Source organism: Pseudomonas sp. MD195_PC81_125, from assembly GCF_014060985.1.
GTDB classification, from domain to species: domain Bacteria; phylum Pseudomonadota; class Gammaproteobacteria; order Pseudomonadales; family Pseudomonadaceae; genus Aquipseudomonas; species Aquipseudomonas parakoreensis.
Map to the genome: position 1 here is coordinate 1 of NZ_JABULD010000498.1, position 15345 is coordinate 15345.

At 59.6% G+C, this 15345-nt stretch carries 8 protein-coding genes and 3 pseudogenes; 2 read left to right on the plus strand and 9 right to left on the minus strand.

The window, feature by feature from the left end; all coding sequences use genetic code 11:
* Nucleotides 1-321 precede the first annotated feature (321 nt).
* Nucleotides 322-1552: pseudogene (locus HT737_RS19975) on the plus strand (MFS transporter).
* A gap of 157 nt (nucleotides 1553-1709) precedes the next feature.
* A complete protein-coding gene (locus HT737_RS19980; protein ID WP_041072765.1) occupies nucleotides 1710-1964 on the plus strand; it encodes a hypothetical protein in 255 nt (84 codons plus the stop codon).
* A 210-nt stretch (nucleotides 1965-2174) separates the two neighbouring features.
* Here the strand turns inward: HT737_RS19980 and HT737_RS19985 are convergent.
* From HT737_RS19985 to HT737_RS20025, 9 genes and pseudogenes are all read right to left on the minus strand, one after another.
* A pseudogene (locus tag HT737_RS19985) lies at nucleotides 2175-3156 on the minus strand (peptide ABC transporter ATP-binding protein).
* Nucleotides 3156-4124 (minus strand): ABC transporter ATP-binding protein, encoded by a 969-nt coding sequence (locus HT737_RS19990; protein WP_041072769.1) that lies wholly within the window; start codon nucleotides 4122-4124, stop codon nucleotides 3156-3158. The pseudogene HT737_RS19985 and the gene HT737_RS19990 overlap by 1 nt, the downstream one beginning before the upstream one ends.
* Before the next feature lie 10 nt (nucleotides 4125-4134).
* A complete protein-coding gene (locus HT737_RS19995; protein ID WP_041072771.1) occupies nucleotides 4135-5061 on the minus strand; it encodes an ABC transporter permease subunit in 927 nt (308 codons plus the stop codon).
* Between the two features lie 10 nt (nucleotides 5062-5071).
* Nucleotides 5072-6082, minus strand: coding sequence for an ABC transporter permease subunit (locus HT737_RS20000; RefSeq protein WP_047291242.1), 1011 nt, complete (start codon nucleotides 6080-6082; stop codon nucleotides 5072-5074).
* 73 nt (nucleotides 6083-6155) lie between these two features.
* Nucleotides 6156-7752: pseudogene (locus tag HT737_RS20005) on the minus strand (ABC transporter substrate-binding protein).
* A 78-nt stretch (nucleotides 7753-7830) separates the two neighbouring features.
* On the minus strand, nucleotides 7831-9243 hold the full coding sequence (locus tag HT737_RS20010) for an OprD family porin (RefSeq protein WP_121183690.1): 1413 nt from the start codon (nucleotides 9241-9243) through the stop codon (nucleotides 7831-7833).
* A 177-nt stretch (nucleotides 9244-9420) separates the two neighbouring features.
* The gene (locus tag HT737_RS20015) at nucleotides 9421-11019 is read right to left on the minus strand and encodes an ABC transporter substrate-binding protein (protein ID WP_047291247.1); all 1599 of its coding nucleotides are present in this window, start codon (nucleotides 11017-11019) and stop codon (nucleotides 9421-9423) included.
* 300 nt (nucleotides 11020-11319) lie between these two features.
* Complete coding sequence (locus tag HT737_RS20020) at nucleotides 11320-12945, minus strand: ABC transporter substrate-binding protein (protein WP_041072781.1); 1626 nt, start codon at nucleotides 12943-12945, stop codon at nucleotides 11320-11322.
* Between the two features lie 261 nt (nucleotides 12946-13206).
* Nucleotides 13207-14808 (minus strand): ABC transporter substrate-binding protein, encoded by a 1602-nt coding sequence (locus HT737_RS20025; RefSeq protein WP_182403843.1) that lies wholly within the window; start codon nucleotides 14806-14808, stop codon nucleotides 13207-13209.
* Nucleotides 14809-15345 lie beyond the last annotated feature (537 nt).

Sequence of the window (15345 nt, forward strand, 5' to 3'; positions counted from 1 at the left end):
TTCCCCTGTGGGAGCGAGCCTGCTCGCGAAGGCGCCCTGCCAGCCAACCGTTCTCCAAATGAATACCCCAGTCCATTGTGGGAGCTGGCTTGCCAGCGAAGGCGACCTGCGAGCCGACCATTTTCTAATCGAACTGAGCGACCGAGGGCTGCGATCTTTTGGACTTGAAGCGCGAAGTCAAAAGATCGCTGCCTACGACAGCTCCCACAGGGTTGTAGGGCGACTCTGTATTTTCAGATATCGATGTTCTTGAGCGCGACAACCGGTGTGCTGGGCGTTAGTGTTTCAGGTCCCCGCCAGTCGCTTTGAGAGGTCAATGGAATGACGCGCAACCTCGTCCATCTGCTGCGCCCCAACGGCTATTTCAGCCTGATGGCCTGGGTGCTCGCGGCGCTGCTGTTCATCAATCGCTTGAGCAGCATGGTCAAGTTGTTCATGGCGCTGTATCTGCGCCAGGAGCTGGGGCTGGCGATCGAGACGGTGGGCTGGCTGTTGTCGGCCTACGGAGCCGGGTTGTTGATTGGTTCGATGCTCGGTGGGTTGCTCAGTGATCATGTGCGGACGGCGCGGCTGACCGCCGCGTTGTTCTTTGTTTCCATGTGGGTGTTGATCCTGTTGGGGCTGGTGACGCAGGTGGCGTTGCTGGCCGTGTTGCTGTTGTTCAGTGGTGCCGTCGACGGGGCGATTAGAACGCTGCATCAGCGGCTGATCATGGAGTATTGCGAGCCTGCGCAGCGCTCCCGTGCTCAAGCCTTGAGCCGGGTGGCGCGAAACCTTGGTATGGCGGCTGCCGGGGTGGCCGGCGGGGTGTTGGCGCAGACGGATTTCCGTTGGGTGTTTTTTGTCAGTGCGGCGATGACGCTGCTCGCGTTGCTGTGGTTTGTGCGCACCACCTGGCGGCGCGTGGTACTCAAGCCCGATGAGGTGACCGAAGCTGGCACTCGTACACCGTTGCGCGACGCGGCATTCCTCTGGCTGCTCGGTGCGGCCGTGTTGCTGGGGATGGCCTTCGACACGGTTTACAGCACGCTGGGCAACTATCTGCGCGATTACTACCACTTGAGCACCGAGGCCATCGGCTGGCAGTTCGGGCTTAACGCGATGCTGGTGGTGGCGCTGCAGATCCCGCTTACGCACTGGGGCGAGCGGTGGGGGCTTGCGTCGGCAATTGCTCGCGGGTTGTGTGTTGTTGGCGGTCGGGTTGGGGATGTTGCCGTTTGGCTCCGGGTTGCTTTACGTGTGTCTGTCGACGGTGATCTGGACCTTGGGTGAAGCTTTTTTCATGCCGCCGCTGAATGTGCTGGTCATGCGGCACGCGCAGGGCGGCAAAAGCGGCCAGTATTTCGGTCTGTTTTTCATGAGCTGGAGCGCCAGTGCATTGTTGTCGCCGGTGTTGAGTGGTCAGCTGTATGGGCACTTCGGCGGCCACAGTGTATGGCTTGCGAGCGCGACACTGGCGTTGTTGACCTTGCCGCTGATCTGCCTGGCGACGCGCTCGTCGACCCAGGCCAAAGCGCTGGCCACCAGCGAACGCACGGCCTCGCTTAGCTGATTCGGTTATAGCGGTTATTCACAAGTGATCTCTCGTACCGGGGCATTTCCCGGGGTTGGTCAGCGTCCTATCTGGTGAACCGGACTGATCGGAACTAGATTTCATTCAGCGCCGGATCGGCACCCCAGGCTTCAACCACGAAAGGATGGAAATGGCTATGAGCATTTTTCAACGCATTGTGCTGTTGCTTAAGGTTTTGGTGATGTTGACGCTTGGCACTACGGCGGCGTGGGCAAGTTCTGCCACACCATCACAGGGGTTTAACGCAGCCCACGGGCAAGCCGGTGTGATCATGCTGGCCAAGTCGGAATCCGAACCGGGCGATCAGGACCAGGGCGGCAGCAAGGATGATGACGACTCGACCACTGACGAGCCGGACACTGACGATGACGAAGGCGACAGCCAGTCGTAAAGCGCCGGTAAAAGAAAACCCCTTCTTCCCCGACTGATGCGCAATCGGGGGAGAAGAGGTTTGGGTTAACACACTATTTCCGGATAAACACGATTCCTGCAGGAGCTGTCGCACGCTGCGATCTTTTGATCCTGATGCTGAAAATCAACAGATCGCAGCCTCGTTTCACTCGACAGCTCCTACAGGTTGAGTGGCGGTCTCCGGTTTTGCTTACGCCGCGCCATCGAGGAACTGTTCGGCGTAATGGCAAGCCACCTGCCGGTTGTCGAGCTGGCGCAGGGCCGGCTCTTCGCTGCTGCAACGCTCGGTCGCGTACGGGCAGCGCTTGTGGAACGCACAGCCCGGTGGCGGGTTCAGCGGGTTAGGCAGTTCGCCGACAATCTTGATTTTCGGCTTGTCGGGATCCGGGTGGATCGTGGGTGTCGCCGACAACAAGGCCTGGGTGTAAGGGTGCAGAGGCCGGGTGTAGATGTCCTCTTTCGGGCCCATTTCCACCGGACGGCCGAGGTACATCACCAGCACCGAGTCGGCGACATGCCGCACCACCGCCAGGTTGTGCGAGATGAACACGTAGGCGGTGTTGAACTCCTGCTGCAGGTCCATGAACAGGTTCAGCACCTGCGCTTGAATCGATACGTCGAGCGCCGAGGTCGGTTCGTCCGCCACCAGCACTTTCGGTTGCAGCATCATCGCCCGCGCCAGGGCAATACGCTGACGCTGACCGCCAGAGAACATGTGCGGATAGCGCTGGTAGTGCTCGGGACGCAAGCCGACCTGCTTCATCATCGCCTGGACCTTCTCGCGACGCTCGGTAGCACTCAGGTTGGTGTTGATCAGCAGTGGCTCGGCCAATTGATCACCGATTTTCTGCCGCGGGTTCAACGACGCGTACGGGCTCTGAAACACCATCTGCACGTCTTTGCGCAGTTGCTTGCGCTGGGCCTTGTCGGCGCCGGCGACTTCTTGCCCGGCAATTTTCAGCGAGCCGGAAGACGGCTCTTCAATCAGGGTCAGGGCGACGGGCGAGGGTGGATTTGCCGCAGCCCGATTCGCCCACCACGGCGAGCGTCTTGCCGGCTTCGAGCTCGAACGACACGCCGTTGAGGGCGCGCACGGTCGCGTGGCCCTTGAACAGGCCACGGGAGACTTCGTAGTGACGGGTCAGGTCGCGGGCGGTAAGTACGACGGCCATTACGCCACCTCCTGGTTCAGCGGGTAGAAGCAACGGGCGAGGCTGTTGGCTTTCGGATCAAGGGCTGGACGCTGCACGCGGCAGCTGTCCTGCACGTACGGGCAGCGCGGCGACAGCAGGCAACCCTGCGGACGGTCGTAGCGGCCTGGAACGATGCCCGGCAGGGTCGACAGGCGCTCGGCGCCCAGACTGTGCTCGGGAATCGCCTTGAGCAGCGCTTCGCTGTAAGGGTGTGCCGGGATGTCGAACAGTTGCGGCACCTGACCGACTTCTACCGCTTGGCCTGCGTACATCACACAGACGCGCTGGGCGGTTTCGGCCACGACCGCGAGGTCGTGAGTGATCAGCACCAGGCCCATGTTCTGTTCTTTCTGCAACGCCAGCAGCAGATCCATGATCTGCGCCTGAATCGTCACGTCCAGCGCCGTGGTCGGTTCGTCGGCGATCAGCAGTTTCGGCTCGCCGGCAATCGCCATGGCAATTGCCACACGCTGGCTCATGCCGCCGGACAGTTGGTGCGGGTAGGCGTCCATGCGGCTGGCGGCGCCCGGAATTTCCACTTTCTCCAGCAGTTCGATGGCGCGTTTGCGCGCTTGCTTGCCGGACATTTTCAGGTGCAGGCGCAGCACTTCTTCGATCTGGAAACCGACGGTGTAGCTCGGGTTGAGCGCGGTCATCGGATCCTGGAACACCATCGACAGGTCTTTGCCGACGATTTGCCGACGCTGACGATTGCTCAGCTTGAGCATGTCTTTGCCGTCGAAGCTGAGCGAGTCGGCAGTGACGATGCCGGGATGCTCGATCAGCCCCATCAGCGCCATCATGGTCACGGATTTACCCGATCCCGACTCGCCAACGATGGCCAGGACTTCGCCCTTGTCGACTTTCAGGTCGAGGCCATCGACCACGGGCGTCGCGTTCTTGTCGCCGAAGCGGACGTTGAGATTCTTGATTTCTAGCAGTGACATGGGAATCTCCTCAGGCGGCGTTCTTGAGTTTCGGGTCCAGCGCATCGCGCAGACCGTCGCCCATCAAGTTGATTGCCAGCACGCTGAGCAAAATGGTCAAACCAGGCAGACTCACCACCCACCAGGCACGTTCGATGTAGTCGCGGGCCGAGGCCAGCATGGTGCCCCACTCAGGGGTTGGCGGTTGTACGCCAAGGCCGAGGAAGCCCAGCGCCGCCGCGTCGAGAATCGCCGAAGAGAAACTCAGGGTGGCCTGTACGATCAGCGGTGCCATGCAGTTGGGCAGCACGGTGATGAACATCAGGCGCGGCAGACCGGCACCGGCCAGGCGCGCGGCGGTGACGTAGTCGCGGTTCAGTTCGCCCATCACGGCGGCACGGGTCAGACGCACGTAGGACGGCAGCGAAACCACGGCGATGGCGATCACGGTGTTGATCAGGCCAGGGCCGAGGATGGCGACAATCGCCACCGCCAGCAGCAGGGACGGCAGGGCCAGCATGATGTCCATCAGACGCATGATGGTCGGGCCGATCATCTTCGGGAAGAAACCGGCGAACAGACCCAGCAGGATCCCCGGGATCAACGACATCACCACCGACGACAGACCGATCAGCAGCGACAGGCGCGAACCCTGGATCAGCCGCGACAGCAAGTCGCGGCCCAGTTCATCGGTGCCGAGCAGGAACTGCATTTGCCCGCCTTCGAGCCACGCCGGTGGCGTCAGCAGGAAGTCCCGGTATTGCTCGCTCGGGTTATGCGGGGCGACCCACGGCGCGAAGATCGCGCAGAAAATCACCAGCAGCATGAACAGCAGGCCGGCAACCGCGCCCTTGTTCTTCGCGAAGGCTTGCCAGAATTCTTTGTACGGTGACGGATACAGCAGGCTTTGATCCGCGCTTGGGGCGGAAGTGGCTACTGAGGATGTTGGAGTGCTCATGGTATGGACCTCAGCGCTGATGACGGATGCGTGGGTTGGCAAAGCCGTAGAGGATGTCCACTACGAAGTTGACCAGAATCACCAGGCAGGCGATTAACAGGATGCCGTTTTGCACAACCGGGTAGTCCCGGGCGCCGATGGCTTCGATCAGCCATTTACCGATGCCGGGCCAGGAGAAGATGGTTTCGGTCAGGACCGCGCCGGCCAGCAGGGTACCGACTTGCAGGCCGACCACGGTCAGGACGGGGATCAGCGCGTTACGCAGGCCGTGCACGAACACCACGCGCGACGGCGACAGGCCTTTGGCCTTGGCGGTGCGGATGTAGTCTTCACGCAGCACTTCGAGCATCGACGAACGGGTCATCCGCGCGATCACCGCCAGTGGAATGGTGCCGAGCACGATGGCCGGCAGGATCAGGTGATGCAGGGCATCGAAGAACGCGCCCGTGTCATCGGCCAGCAGCGTGTCGATCAGCATGAAACCGGTGCGCGGCTCGATGTCGTAGAGCAGGTCGATCCGCCCGGATACCGGGGTCCAGCCCAGGCTCACCGAGAAGAACATGATCAGGATCAGGCCCCACCAGAAGATCGGCATCGAATACCCCGCCAGGGAGATGCCCATCACCCCATGGTCGAACAGGGAGCCTCGCTTGAGGGCCGCGATCACCCCGGCCAGAAGACCGAGAATACCGGCGAACAGCAGGGCGGCCATGGACAGTTCCAGGGTCGCCGGGAAGAGGGAGGTGAACTCGGTCCATACGCTCTCACGCGTACGCAGGGATTCGCCGAGATCGCCGTGGGCCAGTTTGCCGATGTAGTCCAGGTACTGGGCATACAGCGGTTTGTTCAGACCAAGGCGTTCCATTGCCTGAGCGTGCATTTCGGGGTCGACCCGACGTTCGCCCATCATCACTTCCACGGGGTCGCCGGGAATCATGCGAATCAACGCGAAAGTCAGCAGGGTGATGCCGAAAAACGTGGGGATCAACAACCCCAGTCGGCGGGCAATAAAACTAAACATCTTGTGTGGTACCTCATCAGCCGGTTAGGCGTGCCCGGCGACCCTGGGGTCAGGGAGGCCGGGAGTTTCTTATCTACTTCACCTGGGTGGTGGCGAAGTTATTCGTGGTCAGAGGGCTGATGTGGTAACCCTCTACGTTATTGCGCATTGCGGTAAACATACGGGTGTGGGCCATGCTGATCCACGGTTGGTCCTGATTAAACAGCACCTGAGCCTGTTCGTAGAGCTTTGCGCGTTCGGCCGGATCTACTTTAGCCCGTGCTTCGTCGAGCAGTGCCTGGAATTTCTCGTTGCACCAGCGCGCGTAGTTTTCGCCGTTCTTGGCCGCTTCGCAACTGAGCATAGGCGTCAGGAAGTTATCCGGGTCGCCGTTGTCGCCCGCCCATCCGGCCGACACCATATCGTGTTCGCCGGCCTTGGCGCGCTTGAGCATCTCGCCCCATTCCATCACACGGATGTCGACCTTGATCCCGACTTTCGCCAGGTCGGCCTGCATCATCTGTGCGCCGAGCATCGGATTGGGGTTGGTCGGGCCGCCGCCGTTACGGGGTAAACAGAGTAAACACGGTGCCTTCCGGGACCCCGGCTTCCTTGAGCAAGGCGCGGGCCTTGTCGAGGTCACGTGGCGGGTTCTTCAGGTCGTGGTTGTAGCCCAGCAGGGTCGGCGGGTAGGGGTTGACCGCTACGGTCGCGTTGCCTTTGCCGAACAGGGCGTTGACGTAGGCTTCCTTGTCGAAAGCGATGTCGATCGCTTTGCGGACACGCACGTCGCTCATGTATTTGTGCTGAGTGTTCATGGCGATGTACGAGACGGTCATCGCGTCCAGCTCATCGACCTTCAGGTTGCTGTCTTTCTTGATGCTCGGAATGTCATCCGGCTTCGGATACAGCGCGATCTGGCACTCGTTGGCCTTGAGCTTCTGCAGGCGCACGTTGTTGTCGGTGGCGATTGCCAGGATCAACGCATCAGCCGGTGGCTTGCCACGGAAGTAGTCCGGGTTGGCCTTGAAACGCACCTGCGCATCCTTGGCGTAACGCTGGAAGATGAACGGGCCAGTGCCGACTGGCTTGTTGTTGAGGTCGGCGGTCTTGCCGGACTTGAGCAACTGGTCGGCGTATTCGGCCGGGTAGATCGAGGAGAACGCCATGGCGATGTCGGCCAGGAACGGCGCTTCGCGGCGGGTCAGGGTGAACTTGACCGTGTTGTCGTCGACTTTTTCGACGCTTTTGAGCAGTTCCTTGAAGCCCATGCTTTCAAAGTACGGGAAGCCCACGCTCGACAGTTTGTGCCACGGGTGATTCGGGTCCAGCTGACGCTGGAAGCTCCAGACCACGTCGTCGGCGTTCATGTCACGGGTCGGCTTGAAGTATTCGGTGGTGTGAAACTTGACGCCTTTGCGCAGGTGGAACGTGTAAGTCAGGCCGTCTTCACTGATGTCCCAGGATTCGGCCAGTGCCGGAATCACTTCGGTGGTGCCGGGCTTGAAGTCCGCCAGACGGTTGAAGATCGTTTCGGCCACCGCATCGGCAGTGACTGCAGTTGTGTACTGGACCATATCGAAGCCTTCCGGGCTGGCTTCGGTGCAGACCACCAAGGGTTTGGCCGAGACGCCGATGGCGGCGCTCAACAACACAGCCGTGACGGCCGCACGTAGGGGAAGCATTTTCATCGATAACCCTCTGCAATCGGTTGAAGACAAAAAACCGAACGGCCGACTCGTCATGAGTCAGCCGTCGGTCGGCGGTTTTTACAGGATGTTGAATGGAATCGTGGTCACGAGACGGAACTCGTTGATGCTGCCGTCAGCCTGGTTTTCGCTGGCGCGGTGAGCGGTGTAGGTGCCACGGATGGTGGTCGCCTTGAGCGGGCCGCTCTGTACGGCGTAGGTTGCACCGATGCCGTATTCGTAGTGGTGCTCGCCGTCCATGTTGCGTACGTCATAGGCAGTGCCGGTGTAGTGAGTGCCGTCGATACCCCAGCCGCGAGCCTGGTAGATGTTGAACTTCAGGCCTGGCACGCCATATTCGGCCATGTTCAGACCGTAGGCGACCTGGAAGGATTTCTCGTTCGGGCCGTTGAAGTCGGACAGCAGGGAGTTGGCCAGGTAGATGCCGTTGGTTTCGTGCAGGTAGTCGAAGTACTCGTTACCGTTAATTTCCTGGTACGAGAAGGTCAGGCTATGAGCCTGGTGAGTCAGGCCGAACGACAGCGAGTAGGTGTCGTTGTCGATTTCGCCCATCTCTTTTTTGCCGGTATCGACGGTCTTGTAGTAGTTCAGACCCGTGGTCAGGCTGACGACATTGCTGTCACCCAGTTCGTGGGTGGCGCCGAAGTAGTACTGGTTCCAGAAGTCTTCAACCTTGGAGGCGTACAGGCTGGTCTTCAGGCTTTTCAGCGGCTGATAGTTCAGGCCGACGATGCTGACGCGATCGGTTTCGGCGTTGTTGTTAGTGTACTCGGAGCGGAATTTCGACAGGCTTTCTTCGGTACGTGGCGATACGCGGTCGAAGCTGCCGGCGTCAAACGACAGGTTGTTCAGTTCTTCGCTGTGCAGGCTCACGCCTTCGAAGCTCGAAGGCAGCGCACGGTTGCCGATGGTGTCCACGATCGGGGTGCTGAAGTTCTGGCGACCGGCGGTCAGGGTGGTGTTCGACACGCGGAACTTGACGTTGGCCAGTCCCAGTTTGCTCCACTGGCCTTCGGCGTCGCCGCCTTCTTTGGTCAGCGTACGGTTGTTGCCTGCGCCTGGACGCGACCCCGGTGCGCCACCGTTGTTGGAGGCCAGGTTCTTGCGATCGCGCTCCAGCGCTACAGCGTTGTAAGCCGCGACTTCAGTGCTGACACCCACGGTGCCCTGAGTGAAGCCGGAAGTGAAGTTGACGATGGTGCCTTGCACCCAGTTGATACGACGATCCGTCGGGGTGGCAACGCCGTCCTTGCGATAAGTGAACTTGCCGCCGCGCTTGAGTTGCTCGTTGGCGTACCAGTTACGGGTCGTACCGCTGATGGTGGAACCTTCGAGGAAGCCGGTGGCATCAGCCTGGGCGCTTTTCTCGTTGACGGTCACCGGGGTGAACGCCTGGCTCTGTTCCTCGGCATAGGCCGTGGCGGTGATGCTGCTGATGGCCAGGGCCAGTATCGCGGTGCTGCTCAGTTTCATGGGTGAAGCTCCTTTACTTTCTTTTTATGCCGGCTTTTTTGGGTGGGGCCGGTTATTGGTTTAGAACTCATTTCACACATCGCAAACGTTTGCAAAAGGCCGGATCGGCGAATTTCGGCAAAGCGCTTGCGTGAGGGGGATAGACAGCCCCCTCAGCATTGCGGCTAATCGGTTGGGTTAATCGATACTGACGCCCGAGAACACATTGCGACCGAAGGGGCTGACCTTGAAGCCTTCAACCCGGGCGCTTAACGGCTGGTTGACCGTCGAGTGGGCGACAGGCGTGATCGGCACTTGCTGCTTGAGCAACTGCTGCGCCTGTTTGTAGAGCGTGGTGCGCTGGTCGCGGTCGGTGACGACCTTGGCCTCTTTGATCAGCTTGTCGTAAGCCGGATCGCACCACATGGAGTAGTTGTTGCCGCCGATGGCATCGCAGCTGTACAGGGTGCCCAGCCAGTTGTCCGGATCCCCGTTGTCGCCGGTCCAGCCAATCAGGCTGATGTCGTGCTCGCCATTCTTGGTGCGCTTGATGTACTCGCCCCATTCGTAGCTGACGATCTTCACTTTCAGACCGATTTTCGCCCAGTCAGCCTGGAGCATTTCGGCCATCAGTTTGGCGTTCGGGTTGTACGGACGCTGGACCGGCATCGCCCACAGGGTGATCTCGGTGCCTTCCTTGACGCCGGCGGCCTTGAGCAGCTCTTTGGCTTTTTCCGGGTTGTAGGCGGCATCCTTGATGCTGTCGTCGTAGGACCACTGGGTCGGCGGCATGCCGTTGACCGCCAGTTGTCCGGCGCCTTGATAAACAGCGTTGAGAATCCCTTGTTTATTCACCGCCATGTCCAGCGCCTGACGCACTTCGAGCTGGTCGAAGGGCTTGTGACGGACGTTGTAGGCAATGTAACCGAGGTTGAAGCCGGGCTTGGAAATCAGCTGCAGTTTCGGGTCAGCCTTCAGCGCTTCAACGTCGGCAGGGCGCGGGTGCAGGGTGATCTGGCATTCGCCGGCCTTGAGCTTCTGCACGCGCACCGAAGCGTCGGTGTTGATCGCGAAGATCAGATTCTTCAGCTTGACCCGGCTCGGGTCCCAGTAATGTTCGTTGCCGGTGTAACGGATGTTCGAGTCCTTCTGATAGCTCTTGAACACGAACGGCCCGGTCCCGATCGGTTTCTGGTTGATGTCGCTCGGCTTGCCTTCGGCCAGCAACTTGTCGGCGTACTCGGCAGACAGGATCGCGGCGAAGCTCATGGCAATGTTCTGGATGAACGCGGCGTCGACGCTGTTGAGCGTGAACTCCACGGTCAGCGGCCCGGTCTTTTCGACCTTGGCGATGTTCTTGTTCAGGCTCATCCCGTTGAAATACGGGAATTCGGTCGGATAAGCCTTACGGAATGGCTGCGCGGGATCGAGCATGCGGTTAAACGTGAACAGCACGTCGTCGGCGTTGAAATCGCGCGTCGGTTTGAAGTACGGCGTTGTATGAAATTTCACACCTTCACGTAGGTGAAAGGTGTACTTGAGTCCATCCTCGGAAATATCCCACTGGGTTGCCAGTCCCGGTACGACGTTGGTCGCGCCTTTTTCGAACTCGACCAGACGGTTGTACAGCGGCTCGGCGGCGTCGTTATCGGTCGCCGTCGTGTATTGCGCGGTATCAAAACCCGCCGGGCTGCCTTCGGAGCAGAACACCAGGCTCTTGCTGGCGGCAAAACTGGCGGACGTGGCGGCCAACAGGCCGGCGCCCAGCAATGCGGAAAAAACCAAGGTATGGCGCATGACGCTCCCTCTTTTTGTCGTGTTGTTCAATGCACCGCGATCCCGTCCAGGGAAGTTGAGGTGGCACTGAGCTCAATCCAGTACGTACAGCAAGCCGATGGCCCACGCAGAAACTGGTCAGAACCCGACGGTAGGGGCCGTGGGTCTGGCAGTAAATGCGTAATTGCCTGAATGCTCGTAGGAAAAGTCGACACATCCCCTGCCGTTGCAGTCATCCGCAACGGAATTGGCTGTAGGCAAATTCCTGACTTCCGGCAGCTAAAGCAGCGGCGACGTCATGAACGTCGCCGCTGCGATGGCTTAATTGCTGACGCTGACGCCGTAGAAGGAATTCAAGCCGAATGGGCTGATCTTGAAGTCCTGCACGTTGGCGCGCATGGGTTGGAACACCGTCGAGTGAGCGATAGGTGTGTAGGGAACAGCATCTTTGAGGACGTGTTGCGCCTGTTTGTACAGTTCGGTGCGCTTGGCCTGATCGGTGGTGCGCTTGGCATCTTTGACGAGACCGTCGTACTTCTTGTCGCACCACTTGGAGAAGTTGTTGCCGTTGAGCGAGTCGCAGCCGAACAGCACGTTCAGCCAGTTGTCGGGATCACCATTGTCACCGCTCCAGCCAATCAGCATGGCCTGGTTCTCGCCACCTTTGGAGCGCTTGATGTACTCGCCCCATTCGTAGCTGGTGATCTTCACGTTCAGGCCGATCTTCTTCCAGTCGGACTGGAGCATTTCAGCCATCAGCTTGGCGTTCGGGTTGTACGGACGCTGTACCGGCATCGCCCACAGAACGATTTCGGTCCCTTCCTTGACGCCGGCTTCCTTGAGCAGCTGTTTGGCTTTCTCAGGATCGTATTTGGCGTCCTTGATGGTGGTGTCGTAGGACCACTGGGTCGGCGGCATGGCGTTGACGGCCAGCTGACCGGCGCCCTGGTAAACCGAATCAATGATCTGCGGCTTGTTCACCGCCATGTCCAGCGCCTGGCGCACGCGGAGGTCGGCCAGCGGGTTAGGCTCGTTGCTGCCCTTGACCTTGTCCATCACGTTGTAAGCGATGTAGCCCAGGTTGAAACCGGCCTGGTCTGGCATCTTCAGGGTCTTGTCGGCCTTGAGCGCCGCGAGATCCGCCGGACGCGGGAACAGGGTGACCTGGCATTCGTTCTTTTTCAGCTTCTGGATGCGCACCGACGGGTCGGTGGTGATAGCGAAGATCAGGTTGTCGATCTTCACGTCCTCGGGTTTCCAGTAGTCCTTGTTGCCGGTGTAACGGATGTTCGAGTCTTTCTGGTAGCTCTTGAACACGAACGGGCCAGTGCCGATCGGCTTCTGGTTGATGTCGGCAGCCTTGCCTTCCTTGAGCAGTTGGGCAGCGTACTCGGCGGACTGGATCGAGGCGAAGCTCATGGCCATGTTCTGGATGAACGCGGCGTCGACTTCTTTCAGCGTGAACTTGACGGTGTGGTCGTCGACTTTATCGATCTTGGTGATGTTGGTGTCCATCCCCATGTCGGTGAAGTACGGGAATTCGGTCGGGTAGGCCTTACGGAACGGGTCATCCTTGTTAATCATGCGATTGAAGGTGAACAGCACGTCGTCGGCGTTGAACTCACGAGTCGGCTTGAAATACGGGGTGGTGTGGAACTTGACGCCTTCACGCAGGTGGAAGGTGTAATTCAGGCCGTCCGGGGAAATGTCCCAGCTGGTGGCCAGGCCCGGGATAACGGCGGTGCCGCCACGCTCGAACTGGCTCAGACGGTTGAACATGGTTTCGGCTGAGGCGTCGAAGTCGGTTCCGGTGGTGTACTGGCCTGGATCAAAACCGGCCGGGCTCCCTTCGGAGCAGAACACCAGGTTAGTCGCAGCGGATGCGAAAGGTGCGGAGGCTAACAAGCCTGCGCCGACTAAAAACGGAATGACCGCGTGTTTAAGCATGTTGGCCTCATGATTTGTTGTCATTTTTTAATATTGAGGTACGACCTCGTGAGTCGTGCCTGCGGATACTTATGCAGGGGCCATACCCAATGCAAGATCCAGAGCGACTGCCGGCCTCAAAGCGTGGCACGAACGTACCTTAATGTCGCATTTGTATAAGAGTTGACGCATTTGACCGTTTGCGGCCGTTTTTTTACGGTGCAAACGAAGCCCCAAAACGGTGCGCCGGTCACGTTGTGCGCGCCGCCTTGGGGCCTGGTGTTACTTATTTATACCCACGCCGTAGAAGGGTGTAAGGCCAAACGGACTGATCTTGAAGTCGCTCACTTCCTTGCGCAGCGGCTGGAACACCGTGGAGTTGGCAATGGGCGTGATCGGCACCTGCTGTTTAAGGATCAGTTGCGCCTGTTGATACAGTTTTACCCGTTGCGCTTTATCCGTGGACACCTTGGCCTGCTGAATCAATTTGTCGTAGGCCGGGTCGCACCACTTGGCGTAGTTGCTGCCCTTGACTGCCGCGCAGCTGTAGAGCACGCCGAGCCAGTTGTCCGGGTCGCCGTTGTCTCCTGTCCAACCATAGATCATCGCGTCGTGTTCGCCATTTTTAGCGCGCTTGATGTATTCGCCCCATTCGTAGCTGACGATGTTGGCCTTGATCCCGATCCTGTCCCAATCCTGCTGGATCATCTGCGCTGACATCCGCGCATTCGGGTTGGAGGCGCGCTGCACGGTCATCGCCCAGAGATTGATGGTGGTACCCGGTGCAACCCCGGCTTCCTTGAGTAGCGCCTTGGCTTTCACCGGGTCGTACGGCGCGTCCTTGATGTTCGGGTCATACGACCATTGCGCCGGTGGCAAGGCGTTCTGCGCCAGTTGCCCGGCACTCTGGTAGACGGCTTTGATGATCGCCGGTTTGTCGATGGCCATGTCCAGCGCCTGACGGACCTTGAGCTGATCGAGTGGCGGGTGAGTGGTGTTGTAGGCGAGGAAGCCGAGGTTGAAACCGGCCTGCTTCAATACGCGCAGGTTCGGGTCTTGTTCCATCACTTCGATGTCGGCCGGGCGCGGGTAGCCGCTGACCTGGCATTCGCCGGTCTTGAGCTTCTGCAGACGGACAGCGGCATCCGGGGTAATCGAGAACACCAGGTTGTCGATTTTCACGTCCTCGGGTTTCCAGTAGTCCTTGTTCGCGGCGTAGCGGATCTGCGCGTCTTTCTGGTAACGCTTGAACACGAACGGGCCGGTGCCCACCGGTTTCTGATTGAGGTCGGCGGCTTTGCCCTCCTTTAACAGTTGGGCGGCGTATTCGGCCGATTGCACCGAGGCGAAGCTCATGGCGAGGTTTTGCACGAACGCGGCGTCGACGTTGTTCAGGTTGAAGCGCACGGTGTTGTCGTCGAGTTTTTCCACTGATTTGATCGTGGTGTTCAGGCCCATGTCGGTGAAGTACGGGGACTCGGCGGGGTAGGCTTTGCGGAAGGCGTTGTCCGGGTCGAGCAGGCGCTGGAAGGTGAACAGCACGTCGTCGGCGTTGAAGTCGCGCGTCGGGGTGAAATATTCCGTGGTGTGGAATTTCACGCCTTGGCGCAGGTGGAAGGTGTATTGCAGGCCGTCGTTGGAGACGTCCCATTTTGTCGCCAGGCCGGGTTCGATGTCGGTGCCGCCGCGCTGGAATTGGGTGAGGCGGTTGAAGACGGTTTCGGCGGAGGCATCGAAGTCGGTGCCGCTGGTGTATTGGCTGGGGTCGAAGCCGGCGGGGCTGGCTTCGGAGCAGTAGACCAGGGTTGTTGCTGCGTTTGCGATTGGGGCTATGGCGGTTAGTGCGAGAGTGATCAGGAGTGGTTTCAGGGTGAATCTTTCCATGGAGTCCCCGGGATTTTTGAGGTGGTTGTTTTTTCAGGTTAGCGGGGATGTGGGTGTGTTCGGAAATATCGTTTTTCTTGTTGGGGTGTCTATCTCGGTATATCTGGGCCGTGGGTACATATCCGTTGCTGCGGTAACGGCGGCTTGGGGTTCCGCCCTTACGGCGGGTCACTTTTGGCAAACGCCCCAAAAAGTAACCAAAAAACGCTTGCTCCTGCGTTCGGCCCGCTCGCTGGGGCTCGGGGTTCCTTCGCTCCGGGATCGATCCGGGCGCAGCGTCTACGGTTTGCTTCGCTGCACCTCCTCTCGCTGTGTTTGGCTTCGCCAAACGGTCGCTGCGCTCCCACGCCCGGATCAATCCCTGCGCTCTGCCTTCCGACGTCGCCCGTGGATCAAGATCAAAAGCTTTCGGCGAGCTGGCACTCGGCCTATTGGTTGAATTCCACCACTGTGGGAGCTGGCTTGCCAGCGATGTCCCTGACAGCCGACCGGTCTCTAACTGAATAAACCCGATCCCCCCTGTAGGAGCTGCCGAAG

Excerpts from the sequence above, each read along its gene's own strand:
- HT737_RS19990 (WP_041072769.1), bottom strand. The coding sequence starts at position 4,124 with ATGTCACTGCTAGAAATCAAGAATCTCAACGTCCGCTTCGGCGACAAG.
- HT737_RS20000 (WP_047291242.1), bottom strand. The coding sequence starts at position 6,082 with ATGTTTAGTTTTATTGCCCGCCGACTGGGGTTGTTGATCCCCACGTTT.
- HT737_RS20020 (WP_041072781.1), bottom strand. The coding sequence starts at position 12,945 with ATGCTTAAACACGCGGTCATTCCGTTTTTAGTCGGCGCAGGCTTGTTA.
- HT737_RS20015 (WP_047291247.1), bottom strand. The coding sequence starts at position 11,019 with ATGCGCCATACCTTGGTTTTTTCCGCATTGCTGGGCGCCGGCCTGTTG.
- HT737_RS20010 (WP_121183690.1), bottom strand. The coding sequence starts at position 9,243 with ATGAAACTGAGCAGCACCGCGATACTGGCCCTGGCCATCAGCAGCATC.
- HT737_RS19995 (WP_041072771.1), bottom strand. The coding sequence starts at position 5,061 with ATGAGCACTCCAACATCCTCAGTAGCCACTTCCGCCCCAAGCGCGGAT.
- HT737_RS20025 (WP_182403843.1), bottom strand. The coding sequence starts at position 14,808 with ATGGAAAGATTCACCCTGAAACCACTCCTGATCACTCTCGCACTAACC.
- HT737_RS19980 (WP_041072765.1), top strand. The coding sequence starts at position 1,710 with ATGAGCATTTTTCAACGCATTGTGCTGTTGCTTAAGGTTTTGGTGATG.